Here is an 18302-nt window from a genome sequence, read left to right on the forward strand (position 1 = left end):
GGATGTTCTCAGCCCTGTTCATCAGCCGGCCCAAGCTGGCGCTTGTCATTTCGCTTGTCCTGACGATCATGGGCGGCATCGGCTATATGGTTCTGCCGGTCGCCCAGTTCCCGGACATCACACCGCCCGTGGTCAGCGTGACGACCACCTATACCGGCGCAAACGCCGAGACCGTGGAAAACACCGTTGCCGCCCCGATTGAGGCGCAGGTGAACGGTGTGGACGACATGATCTACATGACGTCAACCTCGTCCGATAACGGTTCGTATTCGCTGAATATTACCTTCGAGGTGGGCACGGACCCGGATATCGCATCGGTCAACGTGCAGAACCGGGTGGCGCAGGCCATGTCATCCCTGCCGTCCGAGGTGACTTCCTCGGGCGTCGTGACGCAAAAGGCGTCAACCAACATGCTGCTGCTGGTGACGTTGACCTCGCCCAACGGGACCTATGACAGTGTGTTTCTGTCCAACTATGCCTCGATCAACCTGAAAGACGCGCTGGCGCGGGTTCAGGGTGTGGGCAAGGCGGATGTTCTGACAAATCTGGAATACGCCATGCGGATCTGGATGGACCCGGACAAGATGGCCGCCCTTTCGATCACCCCCGGTGACGTGATCAATGCGATCCGCGAACAGAATATCGAAGTCTCGGCAGGCTCGATCGGGTCTCCGCCCGTGCCTGAAGGCCAGACATTCCAATACACGATCAAAACCAAAGGACGCCTGACCTCAGCCGCCGAATTTGGCGAAATTGTTATACGCACTGGCGATGCCGGGTCCATCGTGCGCGTGCGCGACATTGCGCGAGTGGAGCTTGGGGCGCAGTTCTATTCGGCTTCGGGCTATTTCCAGGCGGTTCCTGCCACAGTGATCGGCATCTATCAGGCCCCCGGCGCCAACGCGCTTGCGGTGTCTGAACGGGTACAGGCCGAGTTGGAACGCTTGTCCCGCTCTTTCCCGACGGATGTCGAATACGAAGTGCCGTTCAATACCACCGACTTTGTCGAGGCGTCGCTGAACGATGTGGTTTCGACCCTGATCCTGACCTTCATTCTGGTGATCTCGGTCGTGTTCATATTCCTGGGGAATTGGCGAGCGACCATCATCCCGGCGGTGGCAATTCCGGTATCCTTGATAGGAACGTTTGCCTTCCTGCTGGCCTTTGGCATGTCGCTGAACACGATCTCGCTGTTCGCTCTGGTTCTGGCTATCGGGATCGTGGTTGATGACGCCATCGTGGTGGTGGAAAACGTCGAACGGATCATCGCGGATGAAGGGCTGCCCCCTGCCGAGGCGACCCGCAAGGCGATGGGCCAGATCACCGGTCCCGTGATCGCGACAACGCTGGTTCTGTTGGCCGTGTTTGTGCCCGTGACCTTCATGCCCGGCATCTCCGGACGGCTGTATTCGCAGTTTGCGGTGACGATCTCGACCGCTGTTGTGATCTCATCGATCAACGCGTTGACCTTGTCGCCCGCTCTGTGTGGCCTGGTTCTGCGTGCCCGTTCCGGCCCGCCCAAGGGGCTTCTGGCCCTGTTCGAAGGGTTCATCGGAACGGTGCGCAGCGGCTATGTCGCGATTGTGCGCAAGCTGCTGATCCTGCCCGTCGTCGCGCTGGGTGTCATTGTGGCGCTGGGGATGGGAACGGGGACGATCATGTCCAACACCTCCAGCGGCTTTATCCCGCTTGAGGACAACGGCTATCTGTTCGTGGACATCCAACTGCCCGACGCGGCCACTTTGGAACGGACCGAAACGGTCTCGGCCCGCGTGGACGACCAGATCCGCGAAATCCCGGGTGTCGCCAGTACCGTGTTGGTCAACGGCTTCTCGCTGCTGAATGGTACAACCACAAACGGCGCCGCTATCTTCGTGAACCTGACCAATTGGGATGAGCGTCAGGACGATGACCTGAGCGCCAATGCCATTTTGGCCAAGGTTCTGGCCATTGCCAACGGCGAATCCGCGGCCTCGATCGTGGCCTTCAACCCGCCGCCCATTCAGGGCCTGGGCATGTCTGCAGGGGTCGAGATGGAGGTGCAGCAGACCGGCGGCGGTACACCGCAGGATCTGGCCTCGGCCGTGGGGTCCTTTGTTTACGCGGCGAACCAACGCCCCGAGATCGGACAATCCTACACGACCTTCCGTGCAAACGTGCCACAGCTGTTTGTCGATCTGGACCGCGAGAAAGCCAAAACCCTACAAGTCTCGGTTGCCGAGATCTTCCAGACCATGCAGGCGCAGTTGGGGTCGTACTATGTGAACGATTTCAACCTGTTTGGCCGTGTCTACCGCGTCATGATACAGGCGGATGGGACATACAGGGACAATGTCGAGGATATCTCGAACCTCTACGTCCGCTCGCAACAAGGTGAGATGGTTCCACTGGGCACGCTCATCGACGTTGAGAACGTGCTGGGCCCGGTTTTGTTGAAGCGGCATAACCTGTTCCGCTCGGCCACTGTCACGGCGGTGCCTGCCCCGGGTTTGTCCACCGGTGATGCCATCAATGTAATGACCGAGGAATCCGCGACCGCCCTGCCCCCCGGCTATGCGTTCGAATGGACCGGAACGGCGCAGCAGCAGTTGGCTTCGGGCAGTCTGGTGATCGTGATCCTTGGGCTGGCGATCCTGTTTGGCTACCTGTTCCTTGTCGGTCAGTACGAAAGCTGGTCAATGCCTGTCTCGATCCTGTTATCGGTGGTTGTCGCCCTGTTCGGCGCGGTGGCGGCGGTGGCCATCGTGGGCAGCGACATCAACCTGTATACGCAGATCGGGATGATCATGCTGGTCGGGTTGGCCTCGAAAAACGGGATTCTGATTGTGGAATTCGCGATGGAACAACGCGCCAACGGTTTGTCGATCAAGGATGCCGCAGCCGAAGCCGCCTATCAGCGTTTCCGCGCGGTGATGATGACGGCTCTGTCCTTCCTGCTTGGGGTTGTTCCCCTGCTGGCGGCAAACGGCGCGGGTGCGGCAAGCCAGAAAGCCATTGGTGTGGCCGTGTTTGGCGGGATGCTGGCCGCAACGCTTGTCGGCGTGATCCTGGTGCCGGTGCTTTACGCCCTGATGCAAAGCCTGCGCGAATGGCTGAAGGGCGGCAAGAAAGACCCGGATCCAACGGGCGAAGCAACCTGACCCCGTCAATGATGCAGAAAAAGCCCCGTGCAGGTCACGGGGCTTTTTTGATTCAGAACATTACGCAGCCACTACCCGGCTGCGACGCCGGGCGGTGACGGCGCTAATGACGGCTTGCGCCTCTGCCGGTGGGGCCTGTTCGACACGTCGATAATCGCTGCAATCGCTTTGCCGGGTCAGCATTCCGCAGCCAATCATCGTGCGCCGCAATGTGGCCGGGTCGTGAAACAGATGCTCGCGCCCCAGCATGTCGTTGATTTCTTTCTCGCTCAGACTGGTGCCTGCGGGAAGGCTGGCCCACAAAGCCCACAACGCAAGGGTTTGCACCGCGCGTCGGGACGGCCATTGGCGCAAGCGGCCATGTGCATCGAATTGAAACAGAGCCCGCTCGACAATGCGCATATCGACGGGCACAAGGTCAGGCCCGGCCTCGATTCGCCGTTTCGCAGCACTTGCAGCCCGCATATGTTGCAGGTTCTGGAACCCGGCAGCGCGGGACAGCATGTTCATCAGGGTCAGATGGGACGGGCTGCCCTCACCCAATTGGCGACTTAAGCTGCGGGCAAATCCGGTCAGGTCATCCACGTGTAAAGGGACAGGTGTTTTGGTCATCGTGCATCCATATCGGGCGTTTCGCACGCTCGTCGGTCGCTGACTTGACGAAACAACGCCCCTTTTGGTTTGCGATGCCGTCTCAAACTGAATGGCAGGTTTAGCTCTCTGATGTCAGAGCAGCGACGCCTCGGTGTCTGCCGACCGTTCCCGATGGCTAACACGAACCGGCGGGTCAGCCAAGGGTCAGGCGACCTGCGCCTGAATGCGCTGCCCCATCCACTGATCGATCCGCGCGATCTGATCGGCGTTCAGACGCAGCCCCAGCTTGTTGCGCCGCCAGACCACGTCCTCGGCCGACCGGGCATATTCCTTGTCCATCAGCCACGCGACCTCGCGCGCCGTCAGGGTCGCGCCGAAATCCTCGCCCAGATCAGAGGCTTCCTTTGCGTCGCCCAGCATCACCGCCGCCTCGGTGCCATAGGCGCGGATCAGGCGCGCGGCCCAAGCGGCATTAAGGAATGGATAGTCTGCGCGCAGCGCGTCGGTAAGGGCCTGCACCCCATCAACTGGGAAGTCCCCGCCCGGCAAGGCCACTCCTGCTGTCCATGGTCCCGGCAAATCCGGGAAATGCTCGGCCACTTTCTCAAGCGCGCTTTCGGCCAGACGGCGATAGGTGGTGATCTTGCCGCCAAACACGTTCAGCACAGGTGCCCCGCCATTTGCGTTCACCTTCAGCGTATAATCCCGCGTCGCCGCTGTCGCGCTGCTGGCACCGTCATCATACAGAGGGCGGACGCCGGAATAGGTCCAGACGATGTCGTCCCGCGTCACGGGCTGCGCGAAGTATTTCGAGGCAAAGGCGCACAAATAGTCCTTCTCGGCATCGGTACAGACGGGATGTTCGGACGGTTCCGCGTGGTCCTGATCCGTTGTTCCGATCAGGGTGAAATCCTGCTCGTAGGGAATGGCAAAGATGATGCGACCGTCTTCGCCTTGGAAGAAATAACACTTGTCGTGATCGAACAGCCTGCGTGTCACGATATGGCTGCCGCGAACCAAGCGCACCCCTTCGCGCGAATTCACGTGGATTTTGGATTGGATGATGTCCCCAACCCACGGTCCCCCGGCATTGATCAGCATTTTGGCACGGATTACCCGCGTTTCATCGCTGTCGCGATCCCTGACCGTAACCTCCCACAGATCGTCGACCCGATGGGCCGAAATCACCTCGGTCCGCACCATGATCCGGGCCCCGCGCGCCTCGGCGTCGCGGGCGTTCAGGACCACCAGCCGGGCGTCTTCGATCCAGCAGTCGGAATACTCATAGGCCGTTTCGAACCTGTCCTGCAACGGAGCACCTTCGGGCCCGCTGCGCAGGTTCAAAGAGCTGGTCCCCGGCAGGATCTTACGCCCACCAAGGTTGTCATACAGGAACAGGCCCAACCGGATCAGCCACGCCGGTCGCCGCCCGCGCATCCATGGCATCACGGTGCTGAGCAGCTTTGATGTCGGCGTTTCGGAATCGAACCGCATATCCTTGTGATAGGGCAGCACAAAACGCATCGGCCAACTGATGTGGGGCATGGCACGCAGCAGCGTCTCACGTTCGATCAGCGCCTCGCGCACCAGCCGGATTTCGAAATACTCAAGATACCGCAGACCGCCGTGAAACAGCTTGGTCGAGGCGGAAGACGTAGCCGACGCCAGATCGTTCATCTCCGCCAATGTGACAGACAATCCCCGCCCTGCCGCATCCCGCGCGATGCCGCATCCGTTGATACCGCCGCCGATGATGAACAGGTCGGTGATCTGATCGTCCGTCGATGTCATAGCTTTTGATTCCCAATCAAACCCATCTGCGCGCATTAATCAGAAGGGTATTCGCATTATCAACCTTTATGTTCGTTTATTTTCGTTTTGCAACACTGATATGAATTTCACGCATTGCAACTTGCCAATTCGGCCAGAAAGAACAAAAACGAAAGAACTCTGACTATTTGGAACTGCTATGTCCCTTTCCTTCCGCCAAGCCGACATTCTTGAGATCGCAAGCACCGAAGGCCGCGTCACGGTAGAAGGGCTGGCAGAGCGGTTCGGGGTCACCGTCCAAACCATCCGGCGCGACCTGACCGAGCTGGCCGATGCCGGCAAACTCGACAGGGTGCATGGTGGTGCGGTTCTGCGCTCTGGCGTGTCCAATATCGGGTATGAGGATCGCCGCACCCTGAACGCGGATGCCAAGACCCTGATGGCGCAGGCCTGCGCACAGGATATTCCCGAAGGTGCCTCGATCTTTCTGAATATCGGCACCTCGACCGAAGCCGTCGCGCGTCAATTGCTGAACCACAAGACCCTGATGGTGGTTACCAACAATATGAATGTTGCAAACATACTGGTCGAAAACCCGGGCTGCGAGATTGTTGTGGCTGGCGGCGTGTTGCGGCGCTCGGACGGTGGTCTGATCGGCAACCAGACCGTCAACACGATCCGACAGTTCAAATTCGACTATGCGGTAATCGGATGCTCGGCGTTGGATACCGAGGGCGACTTGCTGGATTTCGACTTTCAGGAAGTGCATGTCAGCCAGACAATCATCGCACAGGCGCGGCGTACGTTTCTGGTGGCCGATCATTCAAAGTTTCAACGCTCTGCCCCGGCGCGTATCGCCTCTCTGGCCGAGATCGATACGGTTTACACAGATCAGACCCTGCCCACGGACCTGTCCGAGAAATGCGCCACCTGGGACACGACCGTTCGCCTCTGCACCTGAGCCGGATTTGCGACGGCTATCCACCATAAATTGATTGACGAACCGGGCGCTTACACCTGAGGATGGGACAACCGTCCAGAAAGGAGGCGCGAGCATGGGACTTCTGGGACAGCCTCTGGGCTATTACGACTACCTGACCTTCGTTGCATTGATCCTGCTGCTGGCCGCAGTGATGGCGCTGTTTCTGTTTATCATGGGGCTGCCCGGTCGTATCGCGATCAAACGCAACCATCCGCACGCCGAAGCCGTCAAGATCATGGGATGGATGGGGTTTCTGGCCGTTGTGCCATGGGTTCATGCCTTCATGTGGGCATTTCACGATGGCATAACCGTCGATATGCGCCGCGGCCCCGACGAAGAAAAAGAAGCCATCCGCAAAGACATTGAACGCTTAGGCGGGACCGTCAAAGAAGAGTATCAGGCCGCGTCGGACGAGACGCAGAAAAGCTAAGGCCAAAGGAAACATCCGCACATGTTCGTCGCCCTGGGCATCACGCTTTTCTACATCATTTTCGTCTGGTTCATCTTCTTCAAGATGGAGTGGCTGAAGTTCAACATCGCCTGGGGGATTGTATCCTTCTGGGTCGGCGCGCATCTGTTGCTGATCTTCTTGGTCGCACTGCGGTTCTTCCAGCCTTTCTCGGTCGACAGTCACGTCGTACGGTCGACCATTCAGATCGTACCCAAGCTAACACAGCCGACGATCCTGACCGAAGTTCTGGTGGAACCGAACACTCCCGTCACCAAGGGCGATCCGCTCTATCGCTTCGACGACACGGTGTTTTCGCTGGCGGTGGACAATGCGCAGGCGCAGTTGGTGGCTGCCCAGCAGAACGCGAAAATTCTGGAACAGGATGTCATCGCCTCGACCGAAGCGGTTGAGCGGGCCATTGCACAACTGGATTATGCCTTCACCCAGCAGGCGCGATACGAGAACCTCGTTCCTGCCGGAGGTGCACGACAGGATGAGCTGGATCGCTGGAACGAACAAGTGACCGAGGATCAGGCGGCGGTGAAACAAGCCGAAGCCAATTTGCAAAAATCCATTCTCGCGCAGGAATCCCAGATCGACGGTGTGAATACCGGCATTCTGCAAGCGCAGGCGCAATTGGCCGAGGCCGAGTATTTCTTAAACAACACAACGATCTATGCCCCGGAAAACGGCATGATCGTCTCACAACAGGCCCGCCCCGGTCTTGTGGTCGGTGACATTCGACTGGGCGCAATCGCCAGCTTCGTGACCGAGGACAACCCCTATCTTCTGGCAACGTTCCGGCAGCAAAACCTGAAATTCGTCGAGGTCGGACAAGAGGTTGAGGTCGCCCTTGATCTATATCCCGGCGAAATCCTACCCGGCAAGGTCGAGGCGATCTGGTGGGCGACGCGACAGGGTCAGTATCTACCCTCGGGCCGCCTGCCCGGTTTCGAATTGCCGAAACTGCCCGGTCGGATCGCGGTTCAGATCACGGTCGATCTGCCCGAAGACCATATTCTTCCCGCCGGCGGTCACGCTGCCGTCGCCATCTATACCGGTCAGGGCAAAAGCTTTGAGTTTCTGAGGCGCATCAATATCCGCCTCTACTCCTTCGCCAATTTCATCCGACCGCTGGACATTTGAGGACGCAGAGCATGACACGGGCCAAACCCTTTCGATACCTGATGGGAACGGCCCTGTGCGCAGCGATGCTGACCGCCTGCACGCCGGTTGGCCCGGATTTCGTGCGCCCGAACTCTCCGGTCGTGAAAGAGTGGATCGAGGTCAACAGCCCCAGCACAGGGCCAAGCGGCCTGACCTCGCGCAGCGCGCCGGTGGTGAAGTGGTGGGAGACGTTCAATGACCCCACCCTCAACAAGCTGGTGGCCGAGGCTTATGCCCAGAACTTAACGCTGCAGGTTGCCGGAGCCCGCGTATTACAGGCCCGCGCGCAATTGGGGATCGCCTTTGGCGAGCTTTACCCTCAGTCGCAGGCAATTGGTGGATCTCTGGAACGGCGACAGATCAGCGATAACCTTGGGCCGATCTCGGATATCAACCGTATCATCCCGCTGGATACCGAGTTTTCGACCTCGCAAGTAGGCTTTGATGCGCAATGGGAGCTGGATGTCTGGGGCGCGCAACGACGGGGTGTTCAGGCTGCACGGTCGAACCTTGCCCTTCAGGTTGCCAATTACGATGACGCGCTGGTGACGCTGACCGGGGATGTGGCGGCACTGTATGTCAATATCCGTGCCTTGCAGGAATCTTTGGCTGTTGCCCGCGAAAACATCACCCTTCAACAAGAGTCGCTGGACCTGACCCAGCTACGTTTCAACAACGGCGTCACAACCGAACTGGACGTTCAGGAATCCACCGCCCTGTTGAACAATACCAAAGCCTTGGTGCCCGAGTTAGAGAGCGACCTGCAACAAACCAAGAATGCGCTGGCCGTCTTGCTTGGCGCAACGCCCTCACGGATGACCAGCCTTTTGGGCAACTTCGGGCGCATCCCTTCGGCCCGGTCCAATGTCGCCGTGGGTGTTCCGGCAGAATTACTGCGTCGCCGTCCGGATGTGCGCGCGGCGGAACTGGCGGCCGCCACGCAATCGGCGCAGGTGGGTATCGCCATGGCGGACCTGTATCCACAATTCGTGTTGTCCGGCTCGATCGGCTTGCAGGCCTCGGGCGGGCGCGATCTGTTCAGCTCGAACAGCACGACGGGTCTGGCCAGCGCGGGCGTGGTCTGGAACGTGCTGAACTATGGGCGCATCAAGAACAATGTCCGCGCACAGGACGCGGCCTATCAGGCGCTGATCGCCAATTACCAGAACACCGTCCTGACCGCCTATTCCGAGGTCGAAAGCGCCATGGTCGCCTATGCGCAGGCCCGCAAGCAGGTCGGGCTGTACCAGCAAAGCGTCGATGCCTCGCGCAAGGCCGCGGATATTGCGGTCAGCCAATATCGTGACGGGATCGCTGACTATTCGCGTGTTCTGAATACGCAAACCGCGCTCTTGCGGTCTCAGGCTAATTTGATCGAGGCACGGCAACAGGTCTCAAGCAATTTGGTCGCCGTTTACAAAGGCCTCGGTGGCGGATGGCAAATTCGTCAGAACCAGGAGTTCCTGCCGGAAACGGTTCTGGCCGAGATGGCGTATCGCACCGATTGGGGCGACCTATTGCAACAGGACCCCACCGGGGCGAGTCTAAACTAGGCGTTACTTTGTCAGCCCGCGCAGCCCGCCTGAAATCAGGATATTCACCTCATACAAAATGCGCGGCGCGGCCAGTCCGCCGGGGCTGGCCAGATAGTTCGGGCTCCATTCCGGGTCGAACTTCTGTTTGAACGCGCGCAGCCCTTCGAAGTGGTAGAACTGCTCGCCATGTTCATAGACAAACCCGCCGATCCGGTTCCAGAGCGAGGCCAACTGGCGGTTTTCAATGCCTGAAAACGGGGCCGCGCCCAGCGAGAACCAGTGAAACCCCTGCTCGGATCCCCAGACCATCATCTCAGCAAACAGCGCATCCATGACAAAACTGGGGCTGTCGGGTTCATACCGCATCAGATCCAGTGACAGTTCCGACTTGTTGCCGCCTTGAAACAGGTTGGCAAAGGCCATGATCTGCCCGGTCTCACCATTTCGCAGCACCGCATGATCGAAATAGGACAGGTAGTCGTCGTCGAATCCGCCCAGGGCAAAGCCTTTTTCAGCCCCTGCTTTCTGCGCCAGCCAGTCATCCGAGATTTTCCGCAGCTCCGGCAATATCGGCGCGAGGTTTTCTTTCGGAATGATCTCGAACACATACCCTTCCCGCTCGGCCCGGTTCTTGGCCTGCCGGAACCGTTTGCGGGATTTTCCATCCAGCGAGAAATCTTGCAGCGGCACGCGCGCGACCTCACCGATTTTCAGGATCGACAGGCCCAGATCCAGAAAAGTCGGCAGATACTTGGTCGAAACGCTGTAAAACGCACACAGCTTGCCTTCACGATCCGCCATCTCTCGCAACTGCCAGACCAATTGTTGCCCGGCCTTTTCATCCCCTACCGGCTCGCCCTTGGAAATGATGGCGTTGCCGGTGTCGGCATAGGCAATGAATGCTGTCTCATCCGGAGCGATGAGGAATTGTTTGTCCCCGGTCAGGGAGATTTGGGATTCGGTGTCCTCACTCTCCATCACCAACCGTTCGACGACCTCTGGGATTTCGGTGCGGACCGGTGCCGGTATCTCGCGCCCGAACAACGAGGTCACGGCAACGATGCCCACGATTACCGCCACCACAAGGCTGGATCGCAGGAAGCGTGAGGCGTCGCCGTTCCACGCGAATTCCCACCAAAGGGCGTTCTGGTATTCGACATGGGAATAGGCAAAGAGGCCGATCCAGAAGATCACCGCCAACAGGACAACAACGCTGATCAGCCACGGGACGTTCAGCCGGAAAATCGACGCCCCGCTGACCCGGTAAAACGCGCCTCGGAACAGCGCCAGCACGGCAATTGTGACCAACAGGCCAATGGCTTCATGCGTGTCCAACCCCTTGGCGAGCGAGGCGGCAAAGCCCGCCACCATCAGCAGCATCGCCACGACCCACGCCCGGTAGAGTTTGCGGAACAGACCCCGCGAAACCAGCAGCAGCAAAACCCCCACCGCACTGCCTGCCAGATGCGACGCCTCGACAAAGGACAAGGGCAGCACGTCACGCAAGACACTCAGGTTCTGGGAATTCGACGGCAACGCGCCCGAGACCAACAGGATGATACCGGCGGTTGCGGTCACACCCGCTGCGACCATCGGCACAATCGGGCGGATGGCCCGGTACACCCATACCGCTGCCCCGCCAATCCGGTGGCGCTGTGTCAGGGCCGAGGCGACTGCGATTGACAGGCTTGCGATTGCAAAGGGAACAAAGGTGTAGACGACCCGATACAACAGCAACGCAGCGATCACATCCGACCGGCCCGAAGCACCCAGCCCTGCGATCAAGGTGGCTTCGAACACGCCGATCCCTCCGGGCGCGTGGCTGAGGATACCGACCGCAATGGCGGCTACGTAGATCGTGAAGAAATAGGGAAACCCAACGCCCAGATCGTCGGGCATGAGCACGTACAGAACCATCGACGCGCCCAGAAGATCGCCCAAGGCCGCAAGAGTCAGAAGACTGGCCAGCTTTCCCCCCGGCAGATTGAACTCAAACCCGGCGAACGAGAACCTGCGCCCGCCGCTGGCCAGCCAGAAGAACACTGTGACCAATCCAGTCAGCAGACACAGGCCAATGATCGTCTCGACGGCTCCACTGATCGGCAAGACATTCGAAATCCCGTCCGGATGCAGCGTCAGCAACACGCCAAGGATCAGAACCAACCCCATCCAGAATGCGACCCAGGACGTGGCGATCACCCCGGCCACACGTCCCAGATCAAGGCCAAGCGAGGCGTAGATCCGATACCGGATCGCGGTACCGGTGATATAGGAAAACCCCAGGCAGTTTGACACCGCATAACCGCTGGCCCCCGCCAAGCCCGCAATCGGCAAGGGCACCTTGCCACCACCCACGCTTTGCACCGCAAAGACATCGTATAGAGATAAAGAAAAATAGCTGGCGCCGGCCCAGAACAGGGCAATCAACAGCAAAGTCCAAGGCGTCGCGGCAATGTCGGATTGCACATCCGCCCATTTCACATGCGACGACAGCTCGTGCAGAACCGTCAAGGCAATTGCTGTGACCAGAACCGGAATGGCGATACGCACCCAGGGTTTTTCCAGCATCCTGGTCAGCTTTTCAGCCCATTGCATGGCCTTGGACTCGTCGCTGTGGTCCTGTGCTGTCATGCTGCGCGTCCCTGCCGTTTTTATCAACCGCGTGCTATATCAAGCCGCCAGGCTGATGCGCCCCTTTTGGGCTGCACGCTGTGAAACTCTGTCACAATTTCCTTCCGCGTCAAAGCGCTATGCCCTGTCAGAACCGACCCTTGCGAGTAGACAGCAGCAGGTTCGTCTCGGATCGAGTGATCCCCTCCATCCTGCGGATCTGAAAAATCACCTCGTCCAATTCGACCAGCGTTTCGGTTCCGATCTCGGCAATCAGATCCCAGCTGCCGTTGGTGGAATGCACGGCCCGTACCTGCTGCATTGCAGCGATACGGGCCATCGTACGCTCGGTCCCGCGCCCTTCGATTTCCAACATCATCAACCCACGCACCGGGCTTTGCGCCACGTCGCGGCGGGTCAGGACCGTAAAGCCGACAACCTCACCCGACTGTTTCAACCGCTGCATCCTGCTGCGCACGGTTGTGCGGGTCACCCCCAGCGTCTCAGCCAGTTCCGACAGCGACGCCCGTGCATCCCGGTGCAGCGCGCTGATCAGTCGATTGTCCAGTTCGTCCATAACTTGTTTCCGTTTCGGATTTCTTAAGTTCATTTTGAACAATTTGCCGTCTTCCAGCAAGATATATCGAACGGTTAAATGGACACATGGATATCAAGAACATCATATTGATCGGTGCACCCCTGGATGCCGGCAAACGGCGTCAGGGGTGCCGAATGGGCCCCGATGCCTATCGTGTTGCCGGGTTGGAAACCGCGCTGGCCGAGTTGGGGCATACTGTCACCGATTGGGGCGATGTGGCCCCTGACGCGGTGCAGATGCCGGAACATGAACACCTGTTTTCGCTGCCCGAATGCGTGGGTTGGACAAGCGCGCTCAGCCGCGCAACGCAGAAGGCCGCGCCCGAGGGAACACCGGTCTTTTTGGGCGGGGATCACGCCTTGTCGATGGGCACCGTTGCCGGAATGGCAGCATATGCACAACAGATCGACCGCCCGCTATTTGTCCTGTGGCTCGACGCCCACAGCGATTTTCATACGCCGACCAGCACCGGCAGCGGAAACCTGCACGGCACGCCGGTCGCCTATTTCACTGGCCAGCCGGGGTTCGAGGCGTTTCCGCCCCTGCCCGCCACAGTGCCCACAAATCGGGTCGGCATGATCGGCTTGCGTTCTGTCGATCCCGCCGAACGCGCGGTTCTCGAGCAGGACCAGGCCATGCTGGCCGACATGCGCAGTATCGACGAACACGGGATCAAAGCACCTCTGATGGCATTTCTGGATCGGGTTCGGGCCGAAAACGGCCTGCTGCACGTGTCGCTGGATGTGGATTTCCTCGATCCGGCCATTGCGCCAGCGGTCGGAACCACCGTGCCCGGCGGCGCAACTGAACGTGAGGCGCATCTGGCCATGGAACTGCTGCATGAAAGCGGATTGGTCAGCTCGCTCGATCTGGTGGAACTGAACCCGTTTCTGGACGAACGCGGGCGCACCGCACGACTGATGGTGGATCTGACCGCGTCGCTGATGGGACGCCGGATCTTTGACCGCCCCACACGGAGCTTCTGATGACTGCACCTTCCGACAAGGCCCTGGTCCCGTTCGTGTCCGTCGACAACATGATGCGGCTGGTCCACCACATCGGCGTCGAAGCGATGATCGCCAAAATCGCCACTCAGATCGAAGCCGATTTCAAACGGTGGGAAAGCTTTGACAAAACCCCGCGCATCCCAGCGCACTCACCACATGGGGTGATCGAGCTGATGCCAACATCGGATGGTGAGGCTTACGGGTTCAAATACGTCAACGGCCACCCGAAGAACACGTCCGAGGGGCTGCAGACTGTCACCGCCTTTGGTTTGCTGGCAGATGTTTACACCGGCTACCCCACTCTGTTGACGGAAATGACCATTCTGACGGCGCTGCGAACTGCGGCCACTTCGGCACTGGTGGGTCAATATCTTGCGCCCAAGGGCGCGACCACCATGGCTATGATCGGCAATGGCGCGCAGTCCGAATTCCAATGCCTTGCGTTCAAGGCAATGTGCGGGATCGAAACCGTTCGCCTCTACGACATCGACGCAAACGCGACCGCCAAATGCGCGGCAAACCTTCACGGCAAGGGCTTGAACGTGGTGGCTTGTAAAACGGCCGAGGAAGCGATCGAGAGTGCTCAGATCATCACCACCTGCACTGCCGACAAGAAATACGCCACCATCCTGACAGACAACATGGTCGGACCCGGTGTTCACATCAACGCAATCGGCGGCGATTGCCCCGGCAAAACCGAACTGCACCGCGATATCCTGCTGCGCTCGGACATATTTGTGGAATACCCCGAGCAGACGCGGATCGAGGGTGAGATTCAGGCGCTTGAACCTAATTACCCCGTCACCGAGATCTGGCAGGTTATGACCGGCCAGATCGAAGGTCGCACCGATGACAGGCAAATCACCCTGTTCGACAGCGTGGGTTTCGCAATTGAGGATTTCTCGGCCCTGCGCGTGATCAAAAGCGTGGTCGAGGGGACCGATTTCTACGAACCGCTGGATATGCTCGCTGACCCCGACGACCCGCGCGACCTGTTTGGGATGCTGATGCGGGCGGGATAGTAGCCCAACCGATCACTGCTTGAGCCATGGCCGGCAAAGGGGGCTCTGCCCCCGCCGCCCTGCGGGCGACTCCCCCGGGATATTTATAGCCAGATGAAGCAGGGATCCGCCCTCTGACCGACCGGCCAGAGAGCTTCACCTGGCGCGGTCATCGGCGTCCCCGCCTGTACCGCAGAACTCTTTTCCATCAGAATGGTTAAGGATCCGTTTCTTCATCTGGCCAAAAATATCCCGGAGCGCGAGGCAGAGCCTCGCATGGCTCTACCCGGCCAAAGACGGCAGGTAGAGAACGATCCCCGGGAACGCCACAAGCAAGGCAATCGTCGCAGCATCTGCGATGAAGAAAGGTGTGACGCCTTTGAAGACATCCTGAACACTCAGATCCGGCCGCACGCCTGCGACGACGAAACAGTTCAATCCGATTGGGGGCGTGATCAAACAGAACTCGGCCATTTTAACCACCAGTATTCCGAACCAGATGGCGCACATGGGGCCGGACATGCCAAAGGCGCTCTCGGCCGCGCTGACGGTTTCACCGCCGTTCAGGGCCATGACCGCCGGATAAACCACCGGAAGGGTCAGCAACAGCATGCCGATTGCGTCCATGAACATGCCCAGCACGGCATAGGCCAGAAGGATGCAGATCAGGATCAGCATCGGGGACATTTCCAAAGAGGTAATCCAGTCCGAGAACGCGCCCGGCAGGTCGGCGAAGCCAAGAAAGCGCACATAGATCAACACGCCCCAGATGATCGAAAAGATCATGGCCGTCAGTTTGGCCGTTTCCAGCAGGGCGGATTTGAACTCGGGCCAGCGCATGCCGTGAAACAGAGCAAAGCAGAACACGATGAAAGCGCCAATTGCGCCGCCTTCGGTTGGGGTACCCCAGGCTTTGTCTCCGAACGGGTTGTAGACAAAGCAGATGATGATCAGGATGACGGCAACGATGGGGATTGCTCCCGGCAGAGCAGCGAAACGTTGCTTCCAACTGAAGCCGGTGACGGGGGGGCCGACGGATTTGAACACGACCGCGATCCCAACGATCAATAGCCCGTAGACAAGGGCTGAAAATGCCCCCGGTATGAACCCGGCCAGAAGCAGTTTTCCGACGTCCTGCTCGACGATGATTGCGTAGATCACAAGGATCGCTGATGGCGGGATGAGAGAGGCCAATGTGCCCCCAGCGGCCACAACACCAGCGGCGAAGCGTTTGTTGTATCCGACGCTCAGCATCTCGGGGATGGCGATGCGGGCGAACACGGCAGAGGTGGCGACTGACGCGCCGGACACGGCGGCAAATCCTGCGGTGGCGAAGATGGTCGAGACGGCCAACCCGCCGGGCACCCAGGCAATCCAGCGTTTGGCCGCTTCGAACAATGCTCGGGTCAGACCGGCGTAGTAGGCCAGATATCCGATCAGGATGAAGGTCGGGATCAGGCTGAGTGTATGGGCGGCCACCTTGGAATGCGGCACCTGCCCCGCCGTTTTGACGGCAACGGTGACGGCCTTGCCGAACCGGTCGGGGTCGTAGCCGAACTTGGCCCAGAAGATCCAGATCAGGCCGAACAACCCGGCCAGACCCGCTGCAAAGGCCACTCGCATACCGGTTACAACCAGAACCAGCAGGCCACCCGTGACCCAAAGGCCGATCTCGATCGTGTCCATGCGCTAGTCCTGCCCTTCGAACTGATCGGCCTCGGCAGCGGCCTGTGCGGCGGCGTCCTGGATCAGGGGCACGGCCACCGGCGCATCCAGCCCCAGTACAAAAGCGCGCCCGTATCCCCAGATCTGCAAGACCAGCCGCAGACACAGCACCGAGAACGCCACCGGTGCCAGCAGTTTAGCAGGCCACAGAGGTATTCCGATGTCGATGGAACTGTCGCGGCTCCATAACGGCGCACCAAAATCGAATGACCGGTCGAAATGGGACCAACTGCCCCAGACCAACGCCAGCATCAACACCAGGATCAGGATGACCGACACCGTCTCGAATAACCACAAAGCACGTCCCCGCAGGCGCGAGATGACAATATCCATCCGGATATGTCCGCCGTCCCGCTGAACGTAGGAGATGCCCAGAAAGGCAATCAGGGGCATGGCCTGCTCGATCCAGTCCACATAGCCGGGCAGAGGTGCGTTGATTGCGTTTCGCCCGCTGACCGAGACGACGGCCAGAACCATCAGACCAAATACGGCAAGACCGCTGATCAGCGCCAAAAAACGCTCGACCGTCAGCAGACGCTGATCCAGCTGGCTGAGGCGGCTGCCGTCTTCCAGCACCGTGGCTGTACCTGCCATTCCGGTGATCCTTTATGTCAGGGATCTCCGGGCACCCTGACCGAGCGCCCGGAGATACGATCAGTTGCCGCCGCGCTGTTGCTGCAACGTGGACTGAACCAGATCATAAAGCTCTTGCGCGGGAAGGCCTTGCGCGGACATGTCCGCAATCCACTGTTCACGGATCGGATCAGCGGCCTTGGTACGGAACTCTTCGATGACCGCATCATCGATCATCACCTTGGTCACGCCCTTTTCTTCCAGAACGCTGTCCCACTGTTCCAGCAAGCCGCCGTAATTGGCCAGATAGTGATCAATGGCTTCGTCAATCGAGCTGTCGAGCGCTTCGCGGTGTTCCGGTGACAAAGCCTCATACGCGTCGATATTGACCACAACCGGGCAGTTCACCGTGCCGGGGTTCAGGTTTGCGGTCCACCAGTCGGCCTCATTGATCGTGCCAAAGGACAGATGCGCGTGCTGGGCAAAGGCCACTGTGTCGACCACGCCGGATTCCATCGCGTTGAAGGCTTCGGTGGCCGGAACCGAGGTCGGGACCCCTCCAACCGCTTCAAACGCTTGCCCCAGACCACCGGTTGCACGGACGCGCATGCCTTCGAACTCGGCCAGTTGATCGCGTGGGTCGCCGGTGCCAACCAGATTGTATTGCGGCATGGGCGAGGTCATGAGCAGGCGCGCGTTCCACTGCGCCATCTCATCCTGCACGGCGGGATGGTCATAGACCGCGTGGCTGACGGCAACCTCTTCCGCCAGGTTGTTCACGCCAAGGAATGGCAGTTCCAGCACAGTGATCGCCCGGTTCTTGTCGCGGTGATAACCTGCGCAGAACTGCGCCATCTCGAAGGCACCGATCTCGATCCCGTCCAGATTCTCACGCGGCTTGGACAACCCGCCATAGCTGACATTGATGGTAAAATCCCCGCCGGTTTTTTCATTCACCAGCTCGGCCAGTTTTTCGACATGTTCGGTAAAGGCCCGGCGCTTGCCCCAGACCGAGGCATTCCATTCGGTCGCTGATGCCTCGGCGACAAAGGCAATGCTTATTGCGGCGGCGGCAGCACCGCTCAACATCTTTTTCATGTGATCTCTCCCTTATGTGCACCTCCTCCCGAGGCGCTTGGAAAAAAGCTA

The 18302-nt window shown here is 59.4% G+C and carries 14 protein-coding genes; 7 read left to right on the top strand and 7 right to left on the bottom strand.

All coding sequences use genetic code 11. The features are described 5' to 3' along the window. The first annotated feature begins 2 nt into the window (after window positions 1-2). Window positions 3-3140, top strand: a complete 3138-nt coding sequence (locus tag ACR0E6_RS05580; RefSeq protein ID WP_480581501.1) for an efflux RND transporter permease subunit — start codon at window positions 3-5, stop codon at window positions 3138-3140. Between the two features lie 60 nt (window positions 3141-3200). Here the strand turns inward: ACR0E6_RS05580 and ACR0E6_RS05585 are convergent, their stop codons facing one another. Next, a complete protein-coding gene (locus tag ACR0E6_RS05585; RefSeq protein WP_480581503.1) occupies window positions 3201-3752 on the bottom strand; it encodes a DUF2087 domain-containing protein in 552 nt (183 codons plus the stop codon). Between the two features lie 186 nt (window positions 3753-3938). After that, a complete protein-coding gene (gene glpD, locus ACR0E6_RS05590) occupies window positions 3939-5525 on the bottom strand; it encodes a glycerol-3-phosphate dehydrogenase (protein ID WP_480581505.1) in 1587 nt (528 codons plus the stop codon). Window positions 5526-5703: 178 nt separating this feature from the next. On the opposite strand from glpD, the gene ACR0E6_RS05595 reads away from it, so the two are divergent. From ACR0E6_RS05595 to ACR0E6_RS05610, 4 genes are all read left to right on the top strand, one after another. Beyond that, complete coding sequence (locus ACR0E6_RS05595; RefSeq protein WP_480581507.1) at window positions 5704-6465, top strand: DeoR/GlpR family DNA-binding transcription regulator; 762 nt, start codon at window positions 5704-5706, stop codon at window positions 6463-6465. Window positions 6466-6559: 94 nt separating this feature from the next. Next, complete coding sequence (locus tag ACR0E6_RS05600; RefSeq protein ID WP_170518099.1) at window positions 6560-6916, top strand: DUF3302 domain-containing protein; 357 nt, start codon at window positions 6560-6562, stop codon at window positions 6914-6916. 21 nt (window positions 6917-6937) lie between these two features. After that, complete coding sequence (locus ACR0E6_RS05605; protein ID WP_170621679.1) at window positions 6938-8083, top strand: HlyD family secretion protein; 1146 nt, start codon at window positions 6938-6940, stop codon at window positions 8081-8083. Between the two features lie 11 nt (window positions 8084-8094). Next, on the top strand, window positions 8095-9657 hold the full coding sequence (locus ACR0E6_RS05610) for an efflux transporter outer membrane subunit (RefSeq protein WP_170451273.1): 1563 nt from the start codon (window positions 8095-8097) through the stop codon (window positions 9655-9657). Between the two features lie 3 nt (window positions 9658-9660). Here the strand turns inward: ACR0E6_RS05610 and mprF are convergent, their stop codons facing one another. Both mprF and ACR0E6_RS05620 read right to left on the bottom strand, forming a co-directional pair. After that, window positions 9661-12270 carry a bifunctional lysylphosphatidylglycerol flippase/synthetase MprF gene (mprF, locus tag ACR0E6_RS05615; protein ID WP_480581509.1) on the bottom strand — a complete coding sequence of 870 codons (2610 nt, stop codon included), beginning with the start codon at window positions 12268-12270 and terminating at the stop codon, window positions 9661-9663. A gap of 127 nt (window positions 12271-12397) precedes the next feature. Then, window positions 12398-12826, bottom strand: coding sequence for an Lrp/AsnC family transcriptional regulator (locus ACR0E6_RS05620; RefSeq protein ID WP_480581511.1), 429 nt, complete (start codon window positions 12824-12826; stop codon window positions 12398-12400). A gap of 86 nt (window positions 12827-12912) precedes the next feature. Here ACR0E6_RS05620 and rocF point away from each other — a divergent pair, with 86 nt between their 5' ends. Continuing rightward, window positions 12913-13833: an arginase gene (gene rocF / locus ACR0E6_RS05625; RefSeq protein WP_170451277.1), complete on the top strand. Its 921-nt coding sequence runs from the start codon at window positions 12913-12915 to the stop codon at window positions 13831-13833. Continuing rightward, entirely contained in the window at window positions 13833-14876 is a 1044-nt protein-coding gene (locus tag ACR0E6_RS05630; RefSeq protein WP_170621676.1) for an ornithine cyclodeaminase, read from the top strand. The genes rocF and ACR0E6_RS05630 overlap by 1 nt, the downstream gene beginning before the upstream one ends. Window positions 14877-15137: 261 nt before the next feature. Here the strand turns inward: ACR0E6_RS05630 and ACR0E6_RS05635 are convergent, their stop codons facing one another. Genes ACR0E6_RS05635 through ACR0E6_RS05645 form a run of 3 tightly spaced genes read right to left on the bottom strand, consistent with a single transcriptional unit; the run spans window position 15138 to window position 18251 of the window. After that, window positions 15138-16541 carry a TRAP transporter large permease gene (locus tag ACR0E6_RS05635; RefSeq protein ID WP_170451282.1) on the bottom strand — a complete coding sequence of 468 codons (1404 nt, stop codon included), beginning with the start codon at window positions 16539-16541 and terminating at the stop codon, window positions 15138-15140. A gap of 3 nt (window positions 16542-16544) precedes the next feature. Continuing rightward, window positions 16545-17174 (bottom strand): TRAP transporter small permease subunit, encoded by a 630-nt coding sequence (locus tag ACR0E6_RS05640; RefSeq protein ID WP_480581513.1) that lies wholly within the window; start codon window positions 17172-17174, stop codon window positions 16545-16547. A gap of 60 nt (window positions 17175-17234) precedes the next feature. Further along, window positions 17235-18251, bottom strand: coding sequence for a C4-dicarboxylate TRAP transporter substrate-binding protein (locus ACR0E6_RS05645; protein ID WP_170621674.1), 1017 nt, complete (start codon window positions 18249-18251; stop codon window positions 17235-17237). Window positions 18252-18302: the final 51 nt, after the last annotated feature.

This window comes from Ruegeria sp. AP12 (genome assembly GCF_056540025.1).